Annotated in this window: 19 protein-coding genes; 11 read left to right on the top strand and 8 right to left on the bottom strand. The window is 63.4% G+C overall.

Annotation, left to right across the window (positions count from 1 at the left end; genetic code table 11):
• Window positions 1-5: 5 nt before the first annotated feature.
• Window positions 6-695 (bottom strand): molybdate ABC transporter permease subunit, encoded by a 690-nt coding sequence (modB, locus tag EK373_RS26350; protein WP_129647486.1) that lies wholly within the window; start codon window positions 693-695, stop codon window positions 6-8.
• 135 nt (window positions 696-830) lie between these two features.
• On the opposite strand from modB, the gene EK373_RS26345 reads away from it, so the two are divergent.
• The 7 genes from EK373_RS26345 to EK373_RS26315 all read left to right on the top strand — a co-directional run bounded on the left by EK373_RS26345 (window position 831) and on the right by EK373_RS26315 (window position 6,228).
• Complete coding sequence (locus tag EK373_RS26345; protein ID WP_129647485.1) at window positions 831-1,202, top strand: hypothetical protein; 372 nt, start codon at window positions 831-833, stop codon at window positions 1,200-1,202.
• Window positions 1,203-1,429: 227 nt separating this feature from the next.
• Window positions 1,430-1,780, top strand: a complete 351-nt coding sequence (locus EK373_RS26340; RefSeq protein ID WP_129647484.1) for a hypothetical protein — start codon at window positions 1,430-1,432, stop codon at window positions 1,778-1,780.
• A 399-nt stretch (window positions 1,781-2,179) separates the two neighbouring features.
• A complete protein-coding gene (locus tag EK373_RS26335) occupies window positions 2,180-3,391 on the top strand; it encodes a molybdopterin molybdotransferase MoeA (protein ID WP_129647483.1) in 1,212 nt (403 codons plus the stop codon).
• Window positions 3,392-3,395: 4 nt separating this feature from the next.
• Window positions 3,396-4,445, top strand: coding sequence for a GTP 3',8-cyclase MoaA (gene moaA / locus EK373_RS26330; protein WP_129647482.1), 1,050 nt, complete (start codon window positions 3,396-3,398; stop codon window positions 4,443-4,445).
• A 4-nt stretch (window positions 4,446-4,449) separates the two neighbouring features.
• Complete coding sequence (gene moaC, locus EK373_RS26325; RefSeq protein ID WP_129647481.1) at window positions 4,450-4,917, top strand: cyclic pyranopterin monophosphate synthase MoaC; 468 nt, start codon at window positions 4,450-4,452, stop codon at window positions 4,915-4,917.
• Complete coding sequence (locus tag EK373_RS26320) at window positions 4,907-5,752, top strand: NTP transferase domain-containing protein (protein WP_129647480.1); 846 nt, start codon at window positions 4,907-4,909, stop codon at window positions 5,750-5,752. Before moaC ends, EK373_RS26320 begins: the two co-directional genes overlap by 11 nt.
• A complete protein-coding gene (locus tag EK373_RS26315) occupies window positions 5,749-6,228 on the top strand; it encodes a molybdenum cofactor biosynthesis protein MoaE (protein ID WP_129647479.1) in 480 nt (159 codons plus the stop codon). The genes EK373_RS26320 and EK373_RS26315 overlap by 4 nt, the downstream gene beginning before the upstream one ends.
• Before the next feature lie 7 nt (window positions 6,229-6,235).
• Here the strand turns inward: EK373_RS26315 and EK373_RS26310 are convergent, their stop codons facing one another.
• Both EK373_RS26310 and EK373_RS26305 read right to left on the bottom strand, forming a co-directional pair.
• A complete protein-coding gene (locus EK373_RS26310; RefSeq protein ID WP_157994547.1) occupies window positions 6,236-7,693 on the bottom strand; it encodes an OmpA family protein in 1,458 nt (485 codons plus the stop codon).
• Between the two features lie 40 nt (window positions 7,694-7,733).
• Complete coding sequence (locus EK373_RS26305) at window positions 7,734-9,023, bottom strand: glutamate-5-semialdehyde dehydrogenase (RefSeq protein WP_129647477.1); 1,290 nt, start codon at window positions 9,021-9,023, stop codon at window positions 7,734-7,736.
• 188 nt (window positions 9,024-9,211) lie between these two features.
• Here EK373_RS26305 and EK373_RS26300 point away from each other — a divergent pair, with 188 nt between their 5' ends.
• Window positions 9,212-10,603, top strand: coding sequence for a spinster family MFS transporter (locus EK373_RS26300; RefSeq protein WP_129647476.1), 1,392 nt, complete (start codon window positions 9,212-9,214; stop codon window positions 10,601-10,603).
• Window positions 10,604-10,607: 4 nt separating this feature from the next.
• On the opposite strand, the gene EK373_RS26295 is transcribed toward EK373_RS26300, so the two are convergent.
• The gene (locus tag EK373_RS26295; RefSeq protein ID WP_129647475.1) at window positions 10,608-11,186 is read right to left on the bottom strand and encodes a DUF924 family protein; all 579 of its coding nucleotides are present in this window, start codon (window positions 11,184-11,186) and stop codon (window positions 10,608-10,610) included.
• Between the two features lie 167 nt (window positions 11,187-11,353).
• On the opposite strand from EK373_RS26295, the gene EK373_RS26290 reads away from it, so the two are divergent.
• Window positions 11,354-12,940: an alpha/beta hydrolase family protein gene (locus EK373_RS26290; RefSeq protein ID WP_129647474.1), complete on the top strand. Its 1,587-nt coding sequence runs from the start codon at window positions 11,354-11,356 to the stop codon at window positions 12,938-12,940.
• Here EK373_RS26290 and EK373_RS26285 read toward each other — a convergent pair.
• The gene (locus EK373_RS26285; protein WP_129647937.1) at window positions 12,937-14,493 is read right to left on the bottom strand and encodes a class I adenylate-forming enzyme family protein; all 1,557 of its coding nucleotides are present in this window, start codon (window positions 14,491-14,493) and stop codon (window positions 12,937-12,939) included. The genes EK373_RS26290 and EK373_RS26285 overlap by 4 nt on opposite strands.
• 178 nt (window positions 14,494-14,671) lie before the next feature.
• Here EK373_RS26285 and EK373_RS26280 point away from each other — a divergent pair, with 178 nt between their 5' ends.
• Entirely contained in the window at window positions 14,672-15,484 is an 813-nt protein-coding gene (locus EK373_RS26280; RefSeq protein WP_129647473.1) for an SDR family NAD(P)-dependent oxidoreductase, read from the top strand.
• Between the two features lie 40 nt (window positions 15,485-15,524).
• Window positions 15,525-15,824, top strand: coding sequence for a hypothetical protein (locus EK373_RS26275; RefSeq protein ID WP_129647472.1), 300 nt, complete (start codon window positions 15,525-15,527; stop codon window positions 15,822-15,824).
• A gap of 1 nt (window position 15,825) precedes the next feature.
• On the opposite strand, the gene EK373_RS26270 is transcribed toward EK373_RS26275, so the two are convergent.
• The 3 genes from EK373_RS26270 to proB all read right to left on the bottom strand — a co-directional run bounded on the left by EK373_RS26270 (window position 15,826) and on the right by proB (window position 18,955).
• On the bottom strand, window positions 15,826-16,296 hold the full coding sequence (locus EK373_RS26270; protein ID WP_129647471.1) for a response regulator: 471 nt from the start codon (window positions 16,294-16,296) through the stop codon (window positions 15,826-15,828).
• Between the two features lie 25 nt (window positions 16,297-16,321).
• Window positions 16,322-17,734, bottom strand: coding sequence for a sensor histidine kinase (locus EK373_RS26265; protein ID WP_129647470.1), 1,413 nt, complete (start codon window positions 17,732-17,734; stop codon window positions 16,322-16,324).
• Between the two features lie 75 nt (window positions 17,735-17,809).
• Complete coding sequence (gene proB, locus EK373_RS26260) at window positions 17,810-18,955, bottom strand: glutamate 5-kinase (protein ID WP_129647469.1); 1,146 nt, start codon at window positions 18,953-18,955, stop codon at window positions 17,810-17,812.
• Window positions 18,956-18,967: the final 12 nt, after the last annotated feature.

The raw sequence follows: 18,967 nt of genomic DNA, 5'->3' as shown, positions 1-18,967 counted from the left end.
GCGCGCTACCTTCCCAACATCCGGCGCACGCGGCGCGCGATGAATTCAGCCGCGAGCAATCCGATCAGACCGAGCGAGAAGGACACCGCCGCCAGACGGGCCGCCACTGCGTCGCCCCCGGGCGTCTGCAGCGCGGTGTACAGGGCCAACGGCAGCGTGCGCGTCTCGCCGGGAATGTTTGAAACGAACGTGATGACCGCACCGAACTCGCCGAGCCCCGCTGAAAACGCCGTAACCGCGCCGGCGAGAATGCCGGGCAACATCAACGGCAGCGTCACCGTGAAGAATCGATCCAAGGCACCCGCGCCAAGCGTGCGCGCCGCATCTTCCAGGCCGGCATCGACACCCTCCAGCGAGATGCGAATGGCCCGCACCATCAACGGAAAACTCATGACCGCAGTGGCCAGCGCCGCACCTGCGCTGGTAAAGACGAGCTGGATGCCGAAGTTCGCATATAGCCAACCGCCGATGGGCCCGCGCATTCCAAACAACAACAACAGCAAGTAGCCAACCACGACGGGCGGCAGCACCAACGGCAAATGCACAAAAGCATCGAGCAACAGCCCGCCGCGGAACTTCCGCCGGGTCAGCAGCCAGGCCACGAGGATCGCCAGCGGCAGGCTGAACAGCACGCTGCGCAGGGCGATCGACAGGCTCAGGCGGACGGCGTCCACCTCGGCGGCGGTGAGCATCATGCGCGACAGTATAGAGGAGTCGTGCAAACGGCCCGGCCGGTGCGTCTGCAGATCGTCGACGTTTTGAGCATAGCCAAGCGGCGCGGGCGCGCCTTAAGATGCTGGCGTATTCGGAAAGCCGCTAGAGGATTCGTCATGATCAAAACCATTATTAGCGTCACGCTGCTGACCAGCCTCGCGGCCGCCACCGCAAGCGCAGACTGCTCTTATCCCAAGTCGCCGACCGGCCTGCCCGACGGCGCTACCGCAACCCAGGACGAAATGGTCGGCGGCATGAAGGCCATCAAGGAATACAACAGCGCAGTCACGACCTATTTGAACTGCCTGGAAACCGAAATGAACACGCGCATCGAGGCCGCCGGCCCCGAGGCGCCGGCCGACCAGGTCGAGCAGATCAAGGCCATCCACACCAAGCGTCACAACGCTGCGGTCGAGGAGCTGGAGTCCACCGCCGCCCGCTTCAACGAGCAGGTGAAAGTGTTCAAGGCCCGCGAAAAGAAGAGCTGATTTGACGTATCCGGGCACGGTGCTTATGTGAAAGCGCCGTGCCCCCCGCCCGCGCCGCCCGGCGATCCATTTCACGTTTTCCATCAGACCCCTCGAATCTGTGCGACCGCCGTCGCAGTTGTACGAGGTACTGAGAGATCGGCCCTTAAGCGAACGCTCGTAGGGCCGATGCCCGCTGTGTCCGCCGTTACAACGGCTCACGCTCACGGATCAGCTGGAGACAAGTAATGAATCGCAAGTTGCTCACCATCGGCGCTGCCTTCGCCCTCGCCTTTGGCGTGGCTACCGCCCAGGCCGAATGCGCCTTCCCGAAGCCCCCGGCTAGCATTCCCGACGGCAAGACGGCCTCCGAGCCGGAAATGGTCGCCGCCATGCAGGCTTTCAAAGCCTACAACGAGGAAGTGAACGCGTTCGGCGCCTGCCTCGAAGAGGAGACCAAGAGCAAGGCCGCCGGCACGGCGCAGCTGATGCAGCTGAAGACCATGCAGACCAAGAAGCACAACGCCGCCATCGACGAACTGCAGGCCAAGGCCAAGCTGTTCAACGAGCAGGTGCGCGTCTTCAAGGCTCGCGGCTAAGACAGACAGTTTCTTCAGGTTGGCCTGCTCAGCGGGCCGACACGGACGAACAGCCAGGCACATCCCTGGGCAGGACGCCCGATCGAATCGACGAAGCTGGGCGCTTGCAGCGCCGCTGGATTGATGTGCCAACGGCGAAGCAGGCCAAAGGCCAGGGAATGGAGCGAATCAGCCGCTCCATCGGGAGGCTACGGATCAGTTTCCCTGCTTACGCGCGGATGTGGGACCACGGACTCAGGCTGCCCATCCCGCGTCTTTCATACGACTCGCCGCCTGTAGCGGCGGGTACGTCCATGTACCTGGGGTCGCTCTAGCCCACGACTGGCCCGAGATTGCACGATCGTGCGCGATTTCCGATCGGATATAGCGCGTCCGGGTGGCTCGTGACACACTTTCCCCGTGTCCAGCCGCCTGCCCTCACCCGCCGAAGCCGAAGCCGCGATCCGTCAGCATGCGACGCAGCTGCCGGCCGTGCATTTGCCCTTGGCCGCGTTGTCGGGCGCGGTGCTGCGCGAGTCGATCACTTCTACCCGCGACCAGCCGCCGTTCGACCGGGTCACGATGGATGGCATCGCGTTCTCGTTCGAGAGCTGGCAGGGCGGCCGGAATAGTTTCAGGATCGCCGGTACTCAGGCCGCGGGTGCACCGCCACTGACGTTGCCCGCCCCCACTGACTGCATCGAAGTAATGACCGGCGCAATGCTCCCGATCGGCTGCGATTGCGTCGTGCCGGTCGAGAACATCGACGTGAGCGACGGCATCGCTCAACTCCGCGACGACGCCCCCGCTCCGGTGCGCAACGTGAACGTACACGCTCGGGGCATCGATTCCCGTCGCGGCGATTTGTTACTACCGTCGGGCTGTCGGCTCGGCCCCGCCGAAGTTGCCGTGATCGCCTCGAACGGGCAAACGCATGCGTTGGTCGCGAAGCCGCCGCGCATCGTCGTCATCTCAACCGGCGACGAACTGGTCGAGCCCGGCCAACCGCTGCAGGATTGGCAGATCTCGCGCTCCAACGTCTATGCAGTGCTCGCCTCTCTGCGACAACACGGCTATTCCGCGCTCTCGCACGATCATGTGCCGGACGATCTGCCCAAGCTGCGCGAGCGCCTGCGATCTCATCTCGCCTCCAACGAAGTAATGATCCTGAGCGGCGGCGTCTCGATGGGTCGCTTCGACTATGTTCCGCAGGTCCTGCAGGAACTCGGCGTGCGCATGATCTTCCACAAGGTCGCGCAGCGCCCGGGCAAACCGCTGTGGTTCGGCGTAGGCAGCGGCGGACAAACCGTGTACGCGTTGCCTGGCAATCCGGTCTCGACGCTGGTTTGCCTGACGCGCTATGTCCTGCCGGGGCTGCAGGCGGCCCAAGGCGCCACGGCCATGGCTGTTGAAACCATTTCGCTTGCCCAAAGCTACGAAGTCAAGCCGCCGCTGGCGGTGTTTTTGCCAGTGACGCTCACACGAAACGTCGCGGGGCAATGCGCCTTGCCGCATCCGACACGGGGTTCCGGCGATTTCACCTCGCTGCTCGGCACCGTAGGCTTCGTGGAACTGCCGCCCGGTCCACGGGTCGTTATGGAAGACGCGTCGTTGCCTCTTTTTCGCTGGTAGCTGCATGCCACCCACCGTCACAGAACTGCCCGTGAAGCTCCGCCCGCACGATACGCTGGGTCGGCCGCTGCACGACCTGCGGATCTCGGTGATGGACCGCTGCAACTTCCGCTGCCCGTATTGCATGCCGAAGGAAACGTTCCATGAGAACTATCGCTTCCTGAAGTCGAATGAGCGGCTGTCGTTCGAAGAGATCGCGCGGCTGACCCGATTGTTCGTCGATATTGGCGTGAAGAAAGTGCGCCTCACCGGCGGCGAGCCGCTGCTGCGTTCGAACCTGGCCGATTTGATCGGCGATCTCACCGCCATCGAAGGCGTGGAGGACGTCGCTTTGACGACGAACGGAGTGCTGCTCGCCCAGCATGCCGTCGAGTTGAAAGCCAATGGGTTGAATCGCATCACGGTCAGCCTCGACACGCTGGATCCGACCATCTTCAAGCAGATGAGCGGCGGCATGGGCGACCTGGATCGCGTGCTCGATGGCATTCGCGCCGCGCAGGAAGCCGGGCTCGCGCCGATCAAGATCAACTCGGTGATCGAGCGCGGCCTGAACGATCACACTGCGATCGATCTGATCGAGCGCTTCCGCGGCACTGGCGTGATCGTGCGCTTCATCGAATATATGGATGTGGGCAATCGCAATCACTGGAGCCTGGAGCGCGTCGTTCCCTCGCGCGAACTGGTCGAACGTATTGCTCAACGCTGGCCGCTGCACCCGGTCGATCCGAATTATCGCGGCGAGGTTGCCGAGCGTTACGCGTTCGACGATGGACTGGGTGAGGTCGGGTTCATTTCCTCGATCACCAATCCATTCTGCGGTGACTGCACGCGGGCGCGATTGTCGTCTGAAGGCGTGTTCTATACTTGTTTGTTCGCACGCTCCGGCGTCGACTTGCGCGCACCCCTGCGCGAAGGCGCGTCGGATGCCGAGTTGGGCCAGCTGATCTCGAACACCTGGCTGAAGCGCGGCGATCGTTACAGCGAGATCCGCTCCTCGCTCAAGAACGGCGAGCAGCCGTTGCGTAAGATCGAGATGTATTACATCGGTGGCTGATTGGATGGCGACGTTTACTCATATCGACTCGAGCTCGCGACCGACCATGGTCGATGTGAGCGACAAGGCCGTGACCAAGCGCACGGCGACAGCGCAAACACGCGTGCGTTTTCCGGCCGAGGTCGCTGAAGCGCTGCGTTCGCAGCAGTTCAACACGCCGAAGGGGCCCGTGTTTCAGACGGCTATCATTGCCGGCACGATGGCGGCGAAGCGGACGCACGATTTGATTCCGTTCTGTCATCCGCTCGGCATCGAGAAGTGCAATGTGCTGATCGAGATGGAGGGTGACGATGCCGTCGTTCGTTGCACGGTGTCGGTTCATCACAAGACTGGCGTCGAAATGGAAGCGTTGACTGGCGCGAGCGTGGCTGCGCTGACCATCTATGACATGTGCAAGGCGCTATCGCACGACATCGTGATCGCGGAGACGCGGCTGGTCGAGAAGCGCGGAGGCAAGAGCGATGTCGGCTGACGCACCTTTGTTCGGCCTGGTGCTGGCCGGCGGCGCCAGCACTCGCATGCAGCGAGACAAGGCGGCGATCGAGTATCACGGTCAGTCGCAGCTGCACTGGACGTTTCATTTGCTGTCGCAGGTGTGTGCGGCGACGTTCGTTTCTGTGAGGCCGGATCAGCGCGAGGAGCCGACGCGGGCTGGCTTGCCGCAAATCGTCGATCGCCAGCCTGGCATCGGCCCTCTTGCCGGCATCTCGGCTGCGCTGTACGCACATCCGAAAGCGGCCTGGCTCGTGGTCGCTTGCGACCTGCCGTTTCTGAACGAACAGACGCTGCGTTACTTGATCGAGCACCGTGATCCACAGCGGCTCGCGACGGCGTTCAAGAGCAGCCACGACGGCTTGCCCGAGCCCTTGTGCGCGATCTGGGAACCGGCCGCGCGAGAGCCCGTGCTCGCTTACGTTGCCGCCGGCAAGCAGTGCCCGCGCAAGTTTCTGATCAACGCCGACACGCTGCTGCTCGATCTGCCGGACGCACGCGCGTTGGATAACGTGAACACCGCGGACGAGTACCGGACGACCGTGGCCGCGTTCGGAGCGAAGGCCGACAAACCTCGGACCCTTCGGGTCCAGTACTACGCCATCCTCCGCGAACAAGCCGGCCGCAGCGAAGAAACATTGGACACAACTGCTGCGACCCCAGCCGAGCTCTACGCCGAGCTCCGCCAACGTCATCCTTTCCAATTGAACCCGGCGCAACTCAAAGTCGCGCTCAACTCCGACTTCAGCGACTGGAACACGCCGCTGCGTCACGGCGACACCGTCGTCTTCATACCCCCGGTAGCAGGCGGATGAAACCTTTCTCCTTCAGCAACACCGCCCTGAGCCTCGATGCATACCGTCGCGAGCTCGCCGACGACGCTGCCGGCGGCTATGCGTCCTTCGAAGGCTGGGTGCGCAATCACAATGAAGGCCACGCCGTCACGCGCCTGGAATACGAGGCGTTCGAAGCGCTGGCAAACAAGGAAGGCGAGCGCATCGTCAACGAAGCCATCGCTCGTTTCGGCATATTGAAAGCCGCCTGCGTCCACCGCGTTGGCTCGCTCGCGATCGGGGACGTCGCCGTCTGGGTCGGCGTCAGCTCGAAGCATCGCGCCGAAGCCTTCGCCGCGTGCCGTTACATCATCGACGAGGTCAAGCACCGCGTGCCCATCTGGAAGAAGGAGCACTACGTCAACGGCGACTCAGGCTGGGTGAATTGCGAGCGCTGCGCGGTTCCGGGCCATGACCATACGCATGAGCACCCTCATGCGCACGATCACAATCACTAAGGCGCTATCAGCCGCTGCCCTGCACGTGAATGACCAGGTCGATGCGCCGATTGCGCGCACGACCTGCGGCCGTCTCGTTCGTCGCAACCGGCCGCGCCTCGCCATATCCAATCGAGCTGACCTTCTCGGCATTCGCGCCGAACTGACTCACGAGGTACTGCTTCACGGCGTCGGCGCGATCCTGCGACAGGATGAGGTTGGCCGAGTCGCTGCCGTTCGCATCGGTATGACCTTCGACCACGACGGTCGCATCCGGGAATCGCGCCAGCGCCTGCTGCACCTTCTTCATCAGCGCCGCGCTGCTGCCATCGATGGTGCTGCGACCCGAGGGGAAGTTGATGCCCAGCAAGGACATGACGACATGTTCGCCCTGCCTAAACACACGCGCCTCATCTGACGTGAACGACGCTTCGATCGCAGCGATATTCGCTCGCAGTTGCGCCTGCGCATCGACCTGACGCTGAAGCGCGATGCGCTCCTGCGATTCGCCGCCCAGGCGAGACTCGACGCGCTTCAGTTGATTATTCAGCGCAGCGATCTGCTCCTCGCGATCCTGCAGCTCCTGCTTCAAGCGACGCACTTCCGCCGTGCGCTGCTGAGCGTACTCACCCAGCTCCTTCATCGGCGCCTGATGGCCTTCGTCGAAACGAATGTCCAGCTCCATGTCGTCGGCAATGCGCTGGAGCGGCTCTTCCCAGGACAGGATCAACGCCTCGATGCCGGCCTGATCGTCCTTCTCCTGTTGCATGACGCGCTGAATCTGCGCGGCCAGATAGGTCGCATGACGCGCGTCGTAACGTGCCTGAGCAGCGAGCTTGCGGGGCTGAGCGACGTCGTAGCGATTGCGCTGGATTTCCTGTTCCGCCTCGGCCAGGTGGCGCTTCGCCGATTGCAGCGTGCGTGGCGCGAAACGCTCCACCTTCGCTTCATCGGCTTGCGCGATCAGATTGCGCGCTTCGTTGAGAATGCCGCCCTTGATGCCGATCAACTCCGCATCGCGTAACAGGACCTCGGCCTCAGCAGCGCGCTTCTGCGCGCTCGGCAGATCGCCGCTCTCGTTCTCGCGCATGGCCTGCAGGAAACGATCGTTCGCCTTGGTCCAGGCCTCCCCCGAGAATTTCGGCGCTTCGGCAACCAGGGCATCCTGCCGAGTCTTGATGACACCGCCCAGGGTCTGCCGGGCATTCGCTGCGACCGTGCGTGCCTTCTGCAGAGTCGCCTCGCCTTCCTGCACGCGGGCGGCAATTTTTTCAGTGCCGCGGCCCCGTTCAGCTTCCTTGGTGGCGTTCTGGCTCGCCTGAACCGCCGCTGCAAACGTCTTCGGCGCGAGCACATCGAGCTGCTCGGCGCGGCCTTTTTCGACTGCGGCGGCCAACGCAGCGGCATCGAGATTGCCGGCGGCCAACGCCGGCAGGGCGCCGAAACTCAGGAACACAACAACGATCAGCGCGAATAGCTGCGACATACGAACGGCCCGGAATCGAAACTTAGCGGGAAGTATAACGTCAGGGCCGGATTTGGCCCGAGCCGCGCACCACATACTTGTAACTGGTGAGCTGTTCGACGCCCACCGGGCCGCGCGCATGGAATTTATCGGTGGAAATGCCGATTTCCGCGCCCATGCCGAATTCGCCGCCGTCGGCGAACTGGGTCGACGCGTTATGCAAAACGATGGCGCTGTCGACGCCGCCGAGAAAGCGCTCCGCCGTGGCTGAATTGGCCGTGATGATGGACTCGGTGTGCGCCGAGCCGTATTTCGCAATGTGCGCGATGGCCTGGTCGACGCCATCGACCGTTTTGGCCGCGATGATGGGCTCGAGATATTCGGTGCTCCAGTCCGCCTCGGACGCAGGCTTGATACGCGCGTCGAGACGCTGCAACGTTTCATCTCCGCGCACTTCGCAGCCCGCATCGAGCAACGACTTCAAAACAGTCGAAGCGGCATTGCCGGCGCGATCGAACAGCACCGTCTCGGCGGCTCCGCACACGCCCGTGCGACGCAGCTTCGCGTTGAGGACGACCTCGCGAGCCATGCCGACATCAGCTTCGCGATCCACATACACGTGGCAGTTGCCATCGAGATGGCCGATCACGGGAACGCGCGCTTCCTTCTGCACTCGCTCCACCAGACTGCGACCGCCGCGAGGCACGACCACATTGATGAACTCGGTCATGCTCGAGAGCATGTAACCCACGGCCGCGCGATCGGTGGTCGGCACGACCTGAATCGCCGCTTCGGGCAAGCCCGCGGCACGCAGCCCAGCCGCGAGACATTCGTGAATCGCTTTGATCGAGCGGCTGCTCTCGCTGCCGCCGCGAAGAATCACGGCGTTGCCCGATTTCAAACAAAGCGCACCGGCGTCGGCCGTGACATTGGGCCGGCTCTCATAAATGATGCCGACGACGCCGAGCGGCACACGCACGCGCTCGATCTTCAATCCATTCGGGCGAGTCCAGCTGGTGATGACACTGCCGATGGGATCCGGCAAGGCGACGATGTCTTCGATACCACGCGCCATGGCTTCGACGCGTTGCTCGTTCAAGACGAGCCGGTCGAGCAATGACGAGGACAGGCCGCGCTGTGTGGCCTGCTCGACATCGGCGCGATTGGCGGCCAGCAAATCGGCGCGGCGCTCGCGAATCGCTGCGGCGGCAGCTTTCAAAGCGGCGTTCTTGGCGTCAGTGGTCGCCTGGGCCAGGGACTTGGCGGCGCTCTTGGCGGCGCGGCCCAGGCCCTGCATCGATTCGGCAACGGCAGCGGCGTCGCCCTCGGTCTTCAGCGTGTTCGCGTTCATGACTTCATTCTAGCGGCACCCTGGCCGGGTAAAGAAGTGTCAACCGGCCAGCGTTCTTCTACATCGCGAAACTGGCGGGCCCGGCGCACCCTGGTCGAGCACAGTCTTGGTCATTTCTTGACTCCTCGCGCGATGTCAAACGCGCCTCGCGATGACACAATGGCCCGACATTGCACCGGGGGGACGACATGGCAGTAGAGGCAGGATCGGTCGGCGACCGAGCCGTCAGTGCAAGCGGCGCGGGCGCGAGCACCACCTTCAGCGCCAGCAATGCCTATCGCAACTACGTCGTCTGGCTGCTGTTCGTCATCTACGTCTTCAACTACGTCGACCGGCAGATCCTGTCGATCGTGCTGGAGCCCATCAAGCAGGAATTCGACCTGCACGACTGGCAGCTCGGCATGCTGAGCGGCCTCGCCTTCGCCGCGTTCTATTCGACACTCGGCATTCCCATCGCGCGCATGGCCGACACGCGCAATCGCGTCAATATCATCACCGCCTCCATCGTGATCTGGAGCGCGTTCACCGTGTTCTGCGGCATGGCCAGGAATTTCTGGCACTTGCTGTTCGCACGCATCGGCGTCGGCATCGGCGAGGCTGGTTGCAGTCCATCGGCCTATTCGATCATCAGCGACTATGTCGAACCCAAGAAGCGCGCCACCGCGTTGTCCATCTACTCGATGGGCGTGTATGGCGGCAGCGCGCTGGGCTTTCTGGTGGGCGGCCTGGTCGCCCATGAATATGGCTGGCGTGCTGCGTTCTTTACCGTCGGTCTGCCCGGCCTGGTCGTCGCACTGATCCTGAAACTCACGGTCAAAGAGCCGCCGCGGGGTTTCTCCGAGCCGACGCCAGTTGCAATCGCCGAGCCGCCGCCGTTCCGGCAGGTGATGGGCAACCTGTGGGCCAAGAAATCATTTCGCCATCTCTCGCTCGCCGCCGGCCTGCACGCGTTCGTGAGCTATGGATTGAGCTCGTTCTATTCGCCGTTCTTCATGCGCAGCCACGGCATGACCCTGGGCGATGTGGGTGCATGGCTGTCCATGGTGGTCGCACTGGGTGGACTCTCCGGGACCTACCTGGGCGGCGCCTGGTGCGATCGCTATTACGCGCGCACGCAGGATCCACGCTGGTATGTGTGGATTCCGGCGATCACGCTGGTCATCGTCGTGCCGTTCGGCCTGGTCGTCTACTCAATGAACGACACGACCGCGGCGTTGCTGATGCTCACGTTGTATATCGCTCTGGCGGCCGCCTATCTCGGACCGAGCATCGCGTCGACGCATCGGCTGGTCGGCTTGCGCGAACGCGCCCTCGCCTCGGCGTTCCTGCTGCTCATCCTCAACTTCATCGGCCTCGGCCTCGGGCCGATGTTCACTGGCGCGTTGAGCGATCTGTTCAAAGAGTATTTCGTGTCGCAAGGCATCGCCGAGAAGGTGGCGCTCGCCGACGGCCTGCGCTGGTCGATCCGCGTGACGCTGCTGATCAATCTCTGGTCAGCGCTGCACTATTACCTCGCCGCCAAGACGCTGCGCGAGGACATCGAAACCGGCAATCAAGCGCGCGCTGCAGCCGGCCTCTGAAGCTTCAAACCAGCGGCGGCTCCGTTTTCAGGAACTCCAGCTCCTCGGGTGTCGAACGGCGCCCGAGGATGCTGTTGCGATAGGGAAAGCGCCCGAAGCGCTCGACCACGTCGTGATGATGACGCGCGTACTTCACGCCGTCTGGAACACCCAGCGCGGTAAACAACTGCACCGACTCGGCCTGCGCCAGCAAGTCCTCGCTGTGCATGAACGGCATATAAAGAAAGTGCCGCTGCATCTCGGGCAACGACCGATCCTTGCCGCTCTCTACTGCGTGCCTCGCTAATGCCAATGCGCTGGCGTCAGTCGCGTACGCGTCCGGCGTCTTGCGAAAGATATTGCGTGGGAATTGATCGAGCACGATGACCGCTGCAAGCAAGGTGCGTGCAGCGGCGCTCTCGGGATCCGGCGGATCGGCTTTCAACGCAGCGTAGATATCGCCGAAACGTGCGCGACATATCTCATCCACTCGCGCGCTACTGCTGAACCACTCCTTCTGGCTCAGCTCCTCGAACCAGAAGTGCAGCACGTCGTCGACCCAGCCCGCTGGTAATTTTTTCGAGGCCAAGTCTTTCGCTGACATGCGTCGACGCTCACTGCAAAAAACCGAACAGTATCAAAGTCACAAACGCCCCGAAGGTTCCCGACGCTGGGATCGGCACCATTGTCCTACAAAATTTTCGGATATCCGCCGATCCAGATTCCGCTCTCAGGCATTAGTACCTATGCCGATCAGCGAGGAAGCATCAGATGTCAGCTGCGTTCAGCTCCGTGGGATTGAAAGTATTTGCGGTACTCGGCAGCGTGTTCATGCTGGCCGCGTGCAGCAACAACGACGACGATGACAGCCCCGACACCGGCCAGTCCGAGCAACCGCCGCCGCCACCGCCGACCGCGGGCACACTGATCGAGAATCCGCCGCCGCGCATCGGCTCGTTCCCGATCCCGGATCTGATCAATCTGGTCAATGTGAACTCCACAGCCGGGCGCGTGCTGGATTTCATCGTCGACCCGGAATGCGGCGTCGACGTGCACCAGATTCGCTACAACACGGTAGATCCGGCTCAACAGCCGACCACCGCTTCCGGCGCGCTGATGATTCCGACGGGCACGAATGCGGCGTGCCAGGGGCCGCGCCCCATTATCGTGTATGCCCACGGCACTCAGGCCGAAAAGGCATTCAACATCGCGAACCTGTCGAACACAGACAATGCCGAAGGCCTGCTGATCGCAGTTGCGTTCGCTGCGCAAGGTTATATCGTCGTAGCGCCGAACTACGCGGGCTATGACACTTCGACGCTCGCCTATCATCCATATCTGCACGCCGACCAACAGGCGAAAGACACGTCCGATGCACTGGCCGCGGCGCGCAGCGCACTCCCGACGAGCACCGCGCCCAGCGTCACCGACAGCGGCCGCCTGTTCATCACCGGATACTCGCAGGGCGGCTTCGTGGCGATGGCTACACATCGATTGTTACAAACGAATGGGGTGGCGGTGACAGCGGCTGCGCCGATGTCGGGCCCCTACGCGCTCTCTGCGTTCGGCGACGCCGTCTTCCAAGGCCAGGTGATCCAAAGCGCGCCTGCCTTGGTCGGGTGGGTCATGACTGCGTATCAACGCATCTACGGCGGCATCTATGCAGCGCCGACCGATGCATTCGAGGCCCGCTACGCATCGGGGATCGAAACGTTGTTTCCGACGACCAGCACGCGCTCGCAGATCTACGACCAGGGTTTGCTGCCGCGAGAACAGCTGTTCAGCAGCACGCCGCCCGATCCGGCGTACGCGCAGTACACGCCTGCAACCTCACCGGCAGACCTGGCGCCTGTGTTCGCACGTGGCTTCGGTCCGGAAAACTTGATCACGAATTCCTACCGAGCGGCCTATCTGCAAGATTCGCTGGCCCATCCTGACGGCGGCTTCCCAACACTCACCGATGGTTTGCCCGCTGCCGCGCCGGCGCATCCACTGCGCGTCGCCTTCAAAGCGAACGATCTGCGCAACTGGAGCCCGACCTCACCGGTGCTGCTGTGTGCCGGCCATGACGATCCGACGGTTCAGTACATGAATACGGATCTGATGCAACGTTACTGGACAGCCGCTGGCGTGACGGCAGCGATTCGCGTGCTCGACGTCGATGACGATCCGTCGCTCGACGATGACGACGCAGCGATCAAGCTCGGCTTCAACACTGCGAAGGAATCTGTCGCTGCGGCCGCTATCGCAGGCGGCGCAACCGACGGTGGCGCGCAAGCCGTGGCGGACGCATATCACAGCTCGCTGGTGCCGCCCTTCTGTCTGGCAGCCGTGCAGTCGTTCTTCGATGGATTCTAAGAGGCCGAGTACTGCTCGCGCAGCTCGCGCTTCAGTACTTTGCCGATGGCGCTTCGTGGCAGCTCGGCCGCCAGTCGGACGGCCGACAGCCGCTGCGTCTTGCCGAGACGCTCGTTGGTCCATTGCTTGATTTCGTCCGCGGTGGCGGAGGCGTCCGCGCGTAGTACGACGAACGCGACGGGCGTCTCGCCCCACTCTTTCGACGGCACGCCGATGACAGCGCCGTCGCGCACGGCCGGATGCTGAAACAGCACGGCTTCCAGATCGCTGGGATAGATGTTGAAGCCGCCCGAGATGATCATGTCCTTGCGGCGATCCATCAGCGTCAAAAAGCCATCGGCATCGAAACGGCCGACGTCGCCGGTGCGGATGAAACGATTGCCTTCGACGTCGTACCACTCGGCCTCGGCGGTCTTGCCGGGCTGATTGAAATAACCTTTCATCATGGCGCCCGAGCGGCCGACCACCTCGCCGATCTCGCCCGGCGGCACTTCCCGGCACTGCTCGTCGATCAAGCGAATGTCGTGACCGGCGACCGGCTGACCGACGGTGTGCAGCTTGTCCGGAAACAAATGGGCTTGCAGCATGCACGTGCCGCCGCCCTCGGTCATGCCGTAATACTCGATCAAGCCGCCCGGCCAGCGGCGCAGGATGTCCGACTTGAGCGCAGCGGCGAACGGCGCGCTGGTGCAGAACTTCATACGATAGCTGCCGAGGTCGAAGCGATCGAAGTCCGGCCGATCCATCAGTCGCTGATATTGGACCGGCACCAGCATCGCGTGCGTCACCTTATGCTGCTGCGACAACTCGAGAAACTTGCCCGCCTCGAACTTGGGCATCAACACCACACTGCCGCCGCCCGCAATGGCGGGGAAGAAACTCACGAGCGTGGTATTCGAATACAGCGGCGTGGAGCAAATCGTCACCGCCTCGCGGTCGTAACCGAAGTTCCGAGCGCGACGGACGTGCGCCCAGCGCATGCTGTGAGGCTGCACGATGCCTTTGGGCGTTCCGGTCGTGCCCGAGGAATAGATGATGTTGAACGGCGCATCCGGTGCGATATCCACCGGCACGGGCGCTCCGCCAGCAGGAGCGATCCAGGCGTCGATCGAACGCACACCCGGAGCACGATCCAGGCGAACCAGCTGCAAGCCGGGCGGCAACGCAACCGTCGCCAGCGCGACGGCCACGCTCTCATCCAGAAACAGGATCTTCGAGCCGCTGTCGGCGAGCATGGTCACCAACGACTCGGGAGTCGTCGAAGGCGACAGCGGCGCGACCGCCACGCCGGCGCGCAGGGCGCCAAGAAACACAACGCCATAGTCGACACAGGAAGCCGCACAAATCGCCACCGCTTCGCCGCGGCCGACGCGAGCAAGCTGCAAGGCAACGGCCACCCGGTCCATCAACTGATCCAGCTCGCCGTAGCTGAGGCTGCGTTGCTCGTCGATCAGCGCCGGATGCCGGGGTCGCTCCTGGGCATACGCGCGTACCAGGTCGGCGATCAGACCGAACTCCTGCTCGAACAATGTCTCGGGCGCAGTGACATTCATCGCGATCGTCACGGTGAGAGGGCCGGCACCATGCCACAAAGCCATGCGCGTCGACAGCCACGCCGTGGCGGCATTGCATTAATTCATACTCGCGGACACACTCGACGCCCAATCGATAGAAGCGTTCCGCAGCCCAATTCCGGTCTGCGAAAAACGTTCCCGAACTGGTAGGACAACCATGCAAATTCCCGACCCCGCTGTCGAAGGCCAGCTCAAAGGCAAGGTCGCGCTCGTCACCGGCGCCGCAAGCGGCATCGGTCGCGCCAGCGCCATCGTGTTCGCACAGGCGGGCGCCGCAGTCGTGGCTCTGGATCGCGCCGCTGAAGTGGAAGAAACGGTCGCCGCGATCCGCAAGGAAAACGGCCGCGCGACGGCCATCGTCAGCGATTCGTCGCAGGAACCGAACATCTCCGAGGCCATCGACAGCGCAGTCCGTGAATACGGCGGCCTCGATGTTTGTTTTGCCAACGCCGGCATCAGTGGCGGACTGGTGCCGCTCAACGAGCAGACACCCGAGCATTGGGTGCAAGTGCTGACCGTCAACCTGATCGGCACGTTCCTCGCCGTGAAGCACGCGGCCCGAGTGATGACACCACGCAAGCGGGGCTCGATCATCTGCACGGCCTCGGTCGCCGGTTTGCGTTCGGGCGCAGGCGGGTCACCCTACAGCGCGAGCAAAGCCGGCGTCATCAGCCTGGTACAAACCACGGCCTATCAACTCTCCGCCAGCGGCGTGCGTATCAACGCCATTTGTCCCGGCCTGATCGAGACCGGCATGACCAAGCCCATCTTCGACCAGGCACGGGCCCGTGGCACCGACAACAAGATTGGCCAGCTCAACCCGCTGCGCCGCGCTGGCGCTCCCATCGAGATTGCGCGCATGGCCCTGTTCCTGGCGTCGGACGCAGCGTCCTACGTCAACGGGCAGGCCTTCCCCGTCGATGGCGGCCTGTCCAGCTCGCACCCGATCGTCCCGCCTCGCGTGCCCTGACGGAACCGCGCCGGTCGGCGAAGCGTCTCGGTAGAACACCATGGAGAACAGACTCATGCGTGACTACGAGCGCTACGACGACGATGACGACCTGGTTGACTACGCACCGAGACGGCGCTCGGTCTTCGATGCGGTGGAATCCGTCCTGTTACTGGGGGCGCTGGCGCTGATCGCGATGCCCGCGATCAAAGGCATTGCCCGGCGCTATCGAGTGCGTAATCCGATCGCGGCCTGCGAGGACCAGATCGATGAGTCGCTGAAGGAAACCTTCCCCGCCAGCGACGCACCGGCCCATCGCTACGTCGACATTCCAGTGAATCGGCGCGATACGACGCACTGACTCAGCGGTTGAGCCGCAGCAGCTGCGCGATCAGCACGTTCGGCAACACCGGCTTTGCCAGGCGCGGCGCGCTCCGGGCGGCCTGCGGAAACAGCCGGTCTTCATCTGCGTAAGCCGTCGCGAACACAAACGGCACCTTCCGTGTGCGCAGCTCCTCGGCCAGCGGGAACACATATTCGCCGTTGAGATTCACATCGAGCACGGCGACCGTGGGCAGCTCCTTCGCCAGCAGTTCGCGCCCCTCGGCCAGGCTGGTCGCCGGCCCGAGCACGCGCGCGCCCTGCTCTTCCAACATCATCTGCATGTCGTACGCGACGATGAAGTCATCCTCGACGACCAATATCGTCATGCCCGACATCGGGCCCTTCGTCGTGCCCTCTGCGCCGGTGCCGTCGCCGCCTTCCCGATGCGGAGCGCGACGTAACGGGAACAGCAGGACGCGTGGATCGCGCATCACCGACGGCCGCGTCATCGGCGAGCTGCCGGTGCGAACAACTTCAGGAGGCGGACATGACCTGGAGCTTGGTGAGGTTGACGCGGATCCGCGTGCCAGGCCGACGCTCTTGCGTAATAGCGCCTTCGTGAAATCGAGCAGTACGCTCCGGGCGCCCGCCGAACTGCCGCGCGACCATGTCGATGATCTTCGCGCCCAGCCCGCCTGTTTCTCGTGAATGTTTGTTGTCATGCCACCCCACTCCATCGTCGGATACTTCTAACACGGCGACCGAATCCGCGCCGTGGACCAGCACGACGCTCACTTCGCCCGTCTCGCCCGGCGCGAACGCATGTTTGACGGCGTTCATCACCAGCTCGCTGGTCAGCACCCCGAGCGACACCGCATCGCGCGCATTGATTTCCAGCGGTTCGACCTGGCACTGGATCCGGATCAAATCTCCCGGCGGCAAGCCGGCGCTGATGTCCTCGAGCACGGCGCCGAGCACTTCGTTGACCTTGACCGTCGCGAAATCCGCGCCGAGACGCAGCTTGCGATGCGCCGACGCGATCGCCTGCACTCGCATGCGGGCGGCGCTCAAGGCTCGGGCCGCATCCGGATTCTTCACCGCGCGCTGCTGCATCGTCAGGAACGACGAGACCAGCGCGAGATTGTTGCCCACTCGATGATTGACGTCCGTCAACAGCGACTCCGCTCGGGCGCGCTCGCGATTCGCGTCGTCGGCGGCTTTCGCCAGATCTTCGGTGCGCGCCTGCACCCGCTGCTCCAGTTCGACATTGTGAGAAGCGAGCCGCAACCGACTTTCGTGGACCGTGGCCACATACCGACGCACGCTGATCAATGCGAACAAAGCCAGTATGCCGCACGCGATCAGCATCACGAGCACGGCGCTGGTGAAGCGATCACGCAAGCCGGCCGCGGCACCTTGACGCGCAACCAGCAATTGCTGCTCGAACTCGGTGGCCGCCTCGATGCGCGAGCGGATGTCGTTCAAGGTCGGCAGGCCGGAGCGTTGAAGTGCGGCGATCGCATCGGCACGGCGACCGTCGCGATATGCAGTCAACGCCATGTCGATGCCCGCCAGACGCTGCTCGATCAACGGCGCGACCGCTTCGACATTGGCGAGCTGCGAGGGACTGTCGACGACCAGCTTGCGCAACGTCGCCAAGTGCTCAGGCAACTGCTTGCCGGCGTCTTGATACGGCTTGAGAAAAGCTTCATTGCCCGTCAGCAGGAAACCGCGCAGGCCCGATTCGGCGCCGCCAATCGTGAGCAGTGTCGCATTGAGCGCTCGCTGCACTTCCATCGTGTGCACGACCAGCGCATCTGCGTCGACACCTTGACGCGACACATGGAATGTCAGCCCCGCCGAGCCCAACAGCAGCAAAAAGCTGAGCGCAAGCGTGGCGACCAGCGCGCGATTCCGGCGCAGGGAAGGTTGTTGTAAGAGTTGCATATCCGCTGATGGACGAATGTCCAAGCAGCCGATACTAACAAACCCGTCATACGAGTCAGCCGGGTGAAACCCGCGTTAGCTCGTGAGTACCAGATCGTCGCGATGGATTATTTCGTCGCGGCCATGGAATCCAAGCAGCGTCTCGATCTCACTGGATTTGTGTCCTAGCAGGCGCTCGGCGTCGGCGCTCGAATACGCAACCAGGCCGCGCGCGATCTCCTTCCCAATCGCATCACGCACGATCAACGCGTCGCCGCGCTGGAATGGACCGACGATGCGCGTTATGCCCGCCGGCAACAAACTTTTGCCGCGAGCGAGAGCAGCAGCGGCTCCCTCATCTACATAAAGCTCGCCGGCCGGTTGCAAGGTGCCCGCGATCCATTGTTTGCGCATGGTCGACGGACTCGCCGACGGATAGAACCAGCTGCAGCGTGCGCCTTCCTCGATCCGCTTGACCGGGTGCAACTCCCGGCCGAGCGACACGCACATATGACAGCCTGCACCGACGGCAATTTTCGCCGCTGTGATTTTGGTCGCCATGCCGCCGGTGCCGACGGCCGATGCCGACCCGCCCGCCATCGCTTGGATTTCGGGAGTGATGGCGCGCACTTCGGGAATGAATTGCGCGTTGGGATCGCGCGTGGGATCGGCCGTATAGAGACCGTCTACATCCGACAACAGGATCAAGCAGTCGGCGCTGATCATCTGCGCGACGCGCGCGGCCAGACGGTCATTGTCACCATAGCGTATTTCGGCAGTAGCGACCGTGTCGTTCTCGTTGATCACCGGCACCGAGCCGAGCTTCAACAAAGTGCGCAGGGTGTTGCGAGCATTCAGGTACCGGCGCCGCTGCTCGGTATCGCCCGGGGTCAGCAGAATCTGCGCGACGCTCAGCTCATGGTGCTCGAGGACTTCGGTCCAGGCGTGCGCCAGGCGGATTTGGCCGACCGCCGCGGCCGCCTGCTTCTCCTCCAGTTTGAGCTTGCCTGGGGCCAGTCCGAGCTGGCGCCGGCCCAGCGCGATCGCGCCCGAGGACACCAGCAGCACCTCCTGACCCCGCCGGCGCAAAGCACCGATATCGGCCGCCAGGGTCTCCAGCCAGTCACGCCGGACCGCGCCGCTGGCGGCATCCGCCAGCAAGGCCGAACCGACCTTGATGACGATACGCCGTGCCTGCAACAGCGGCTGGGCGGACGGTTGTACTCGCGGCGTCTTGGTCATGGCATGAAGTGT

Source organism: Peristeroidobacter agariperforans, assembly GCF_004138335.1.
In the GTDB taxonomy this organism is placed as follows: Bacteria; Pseudomonadota; Gammaproteobacteria; order Steroidobacterales; family Steroidobacteraceae; genus Steroidobacter; species Steroidobacter agariperforans.
The sequence above is the reverse complement of the archived record's forward strand: the minus strand, read 5'-3'. Positions and strand labels throughout refer to the sequence as shown.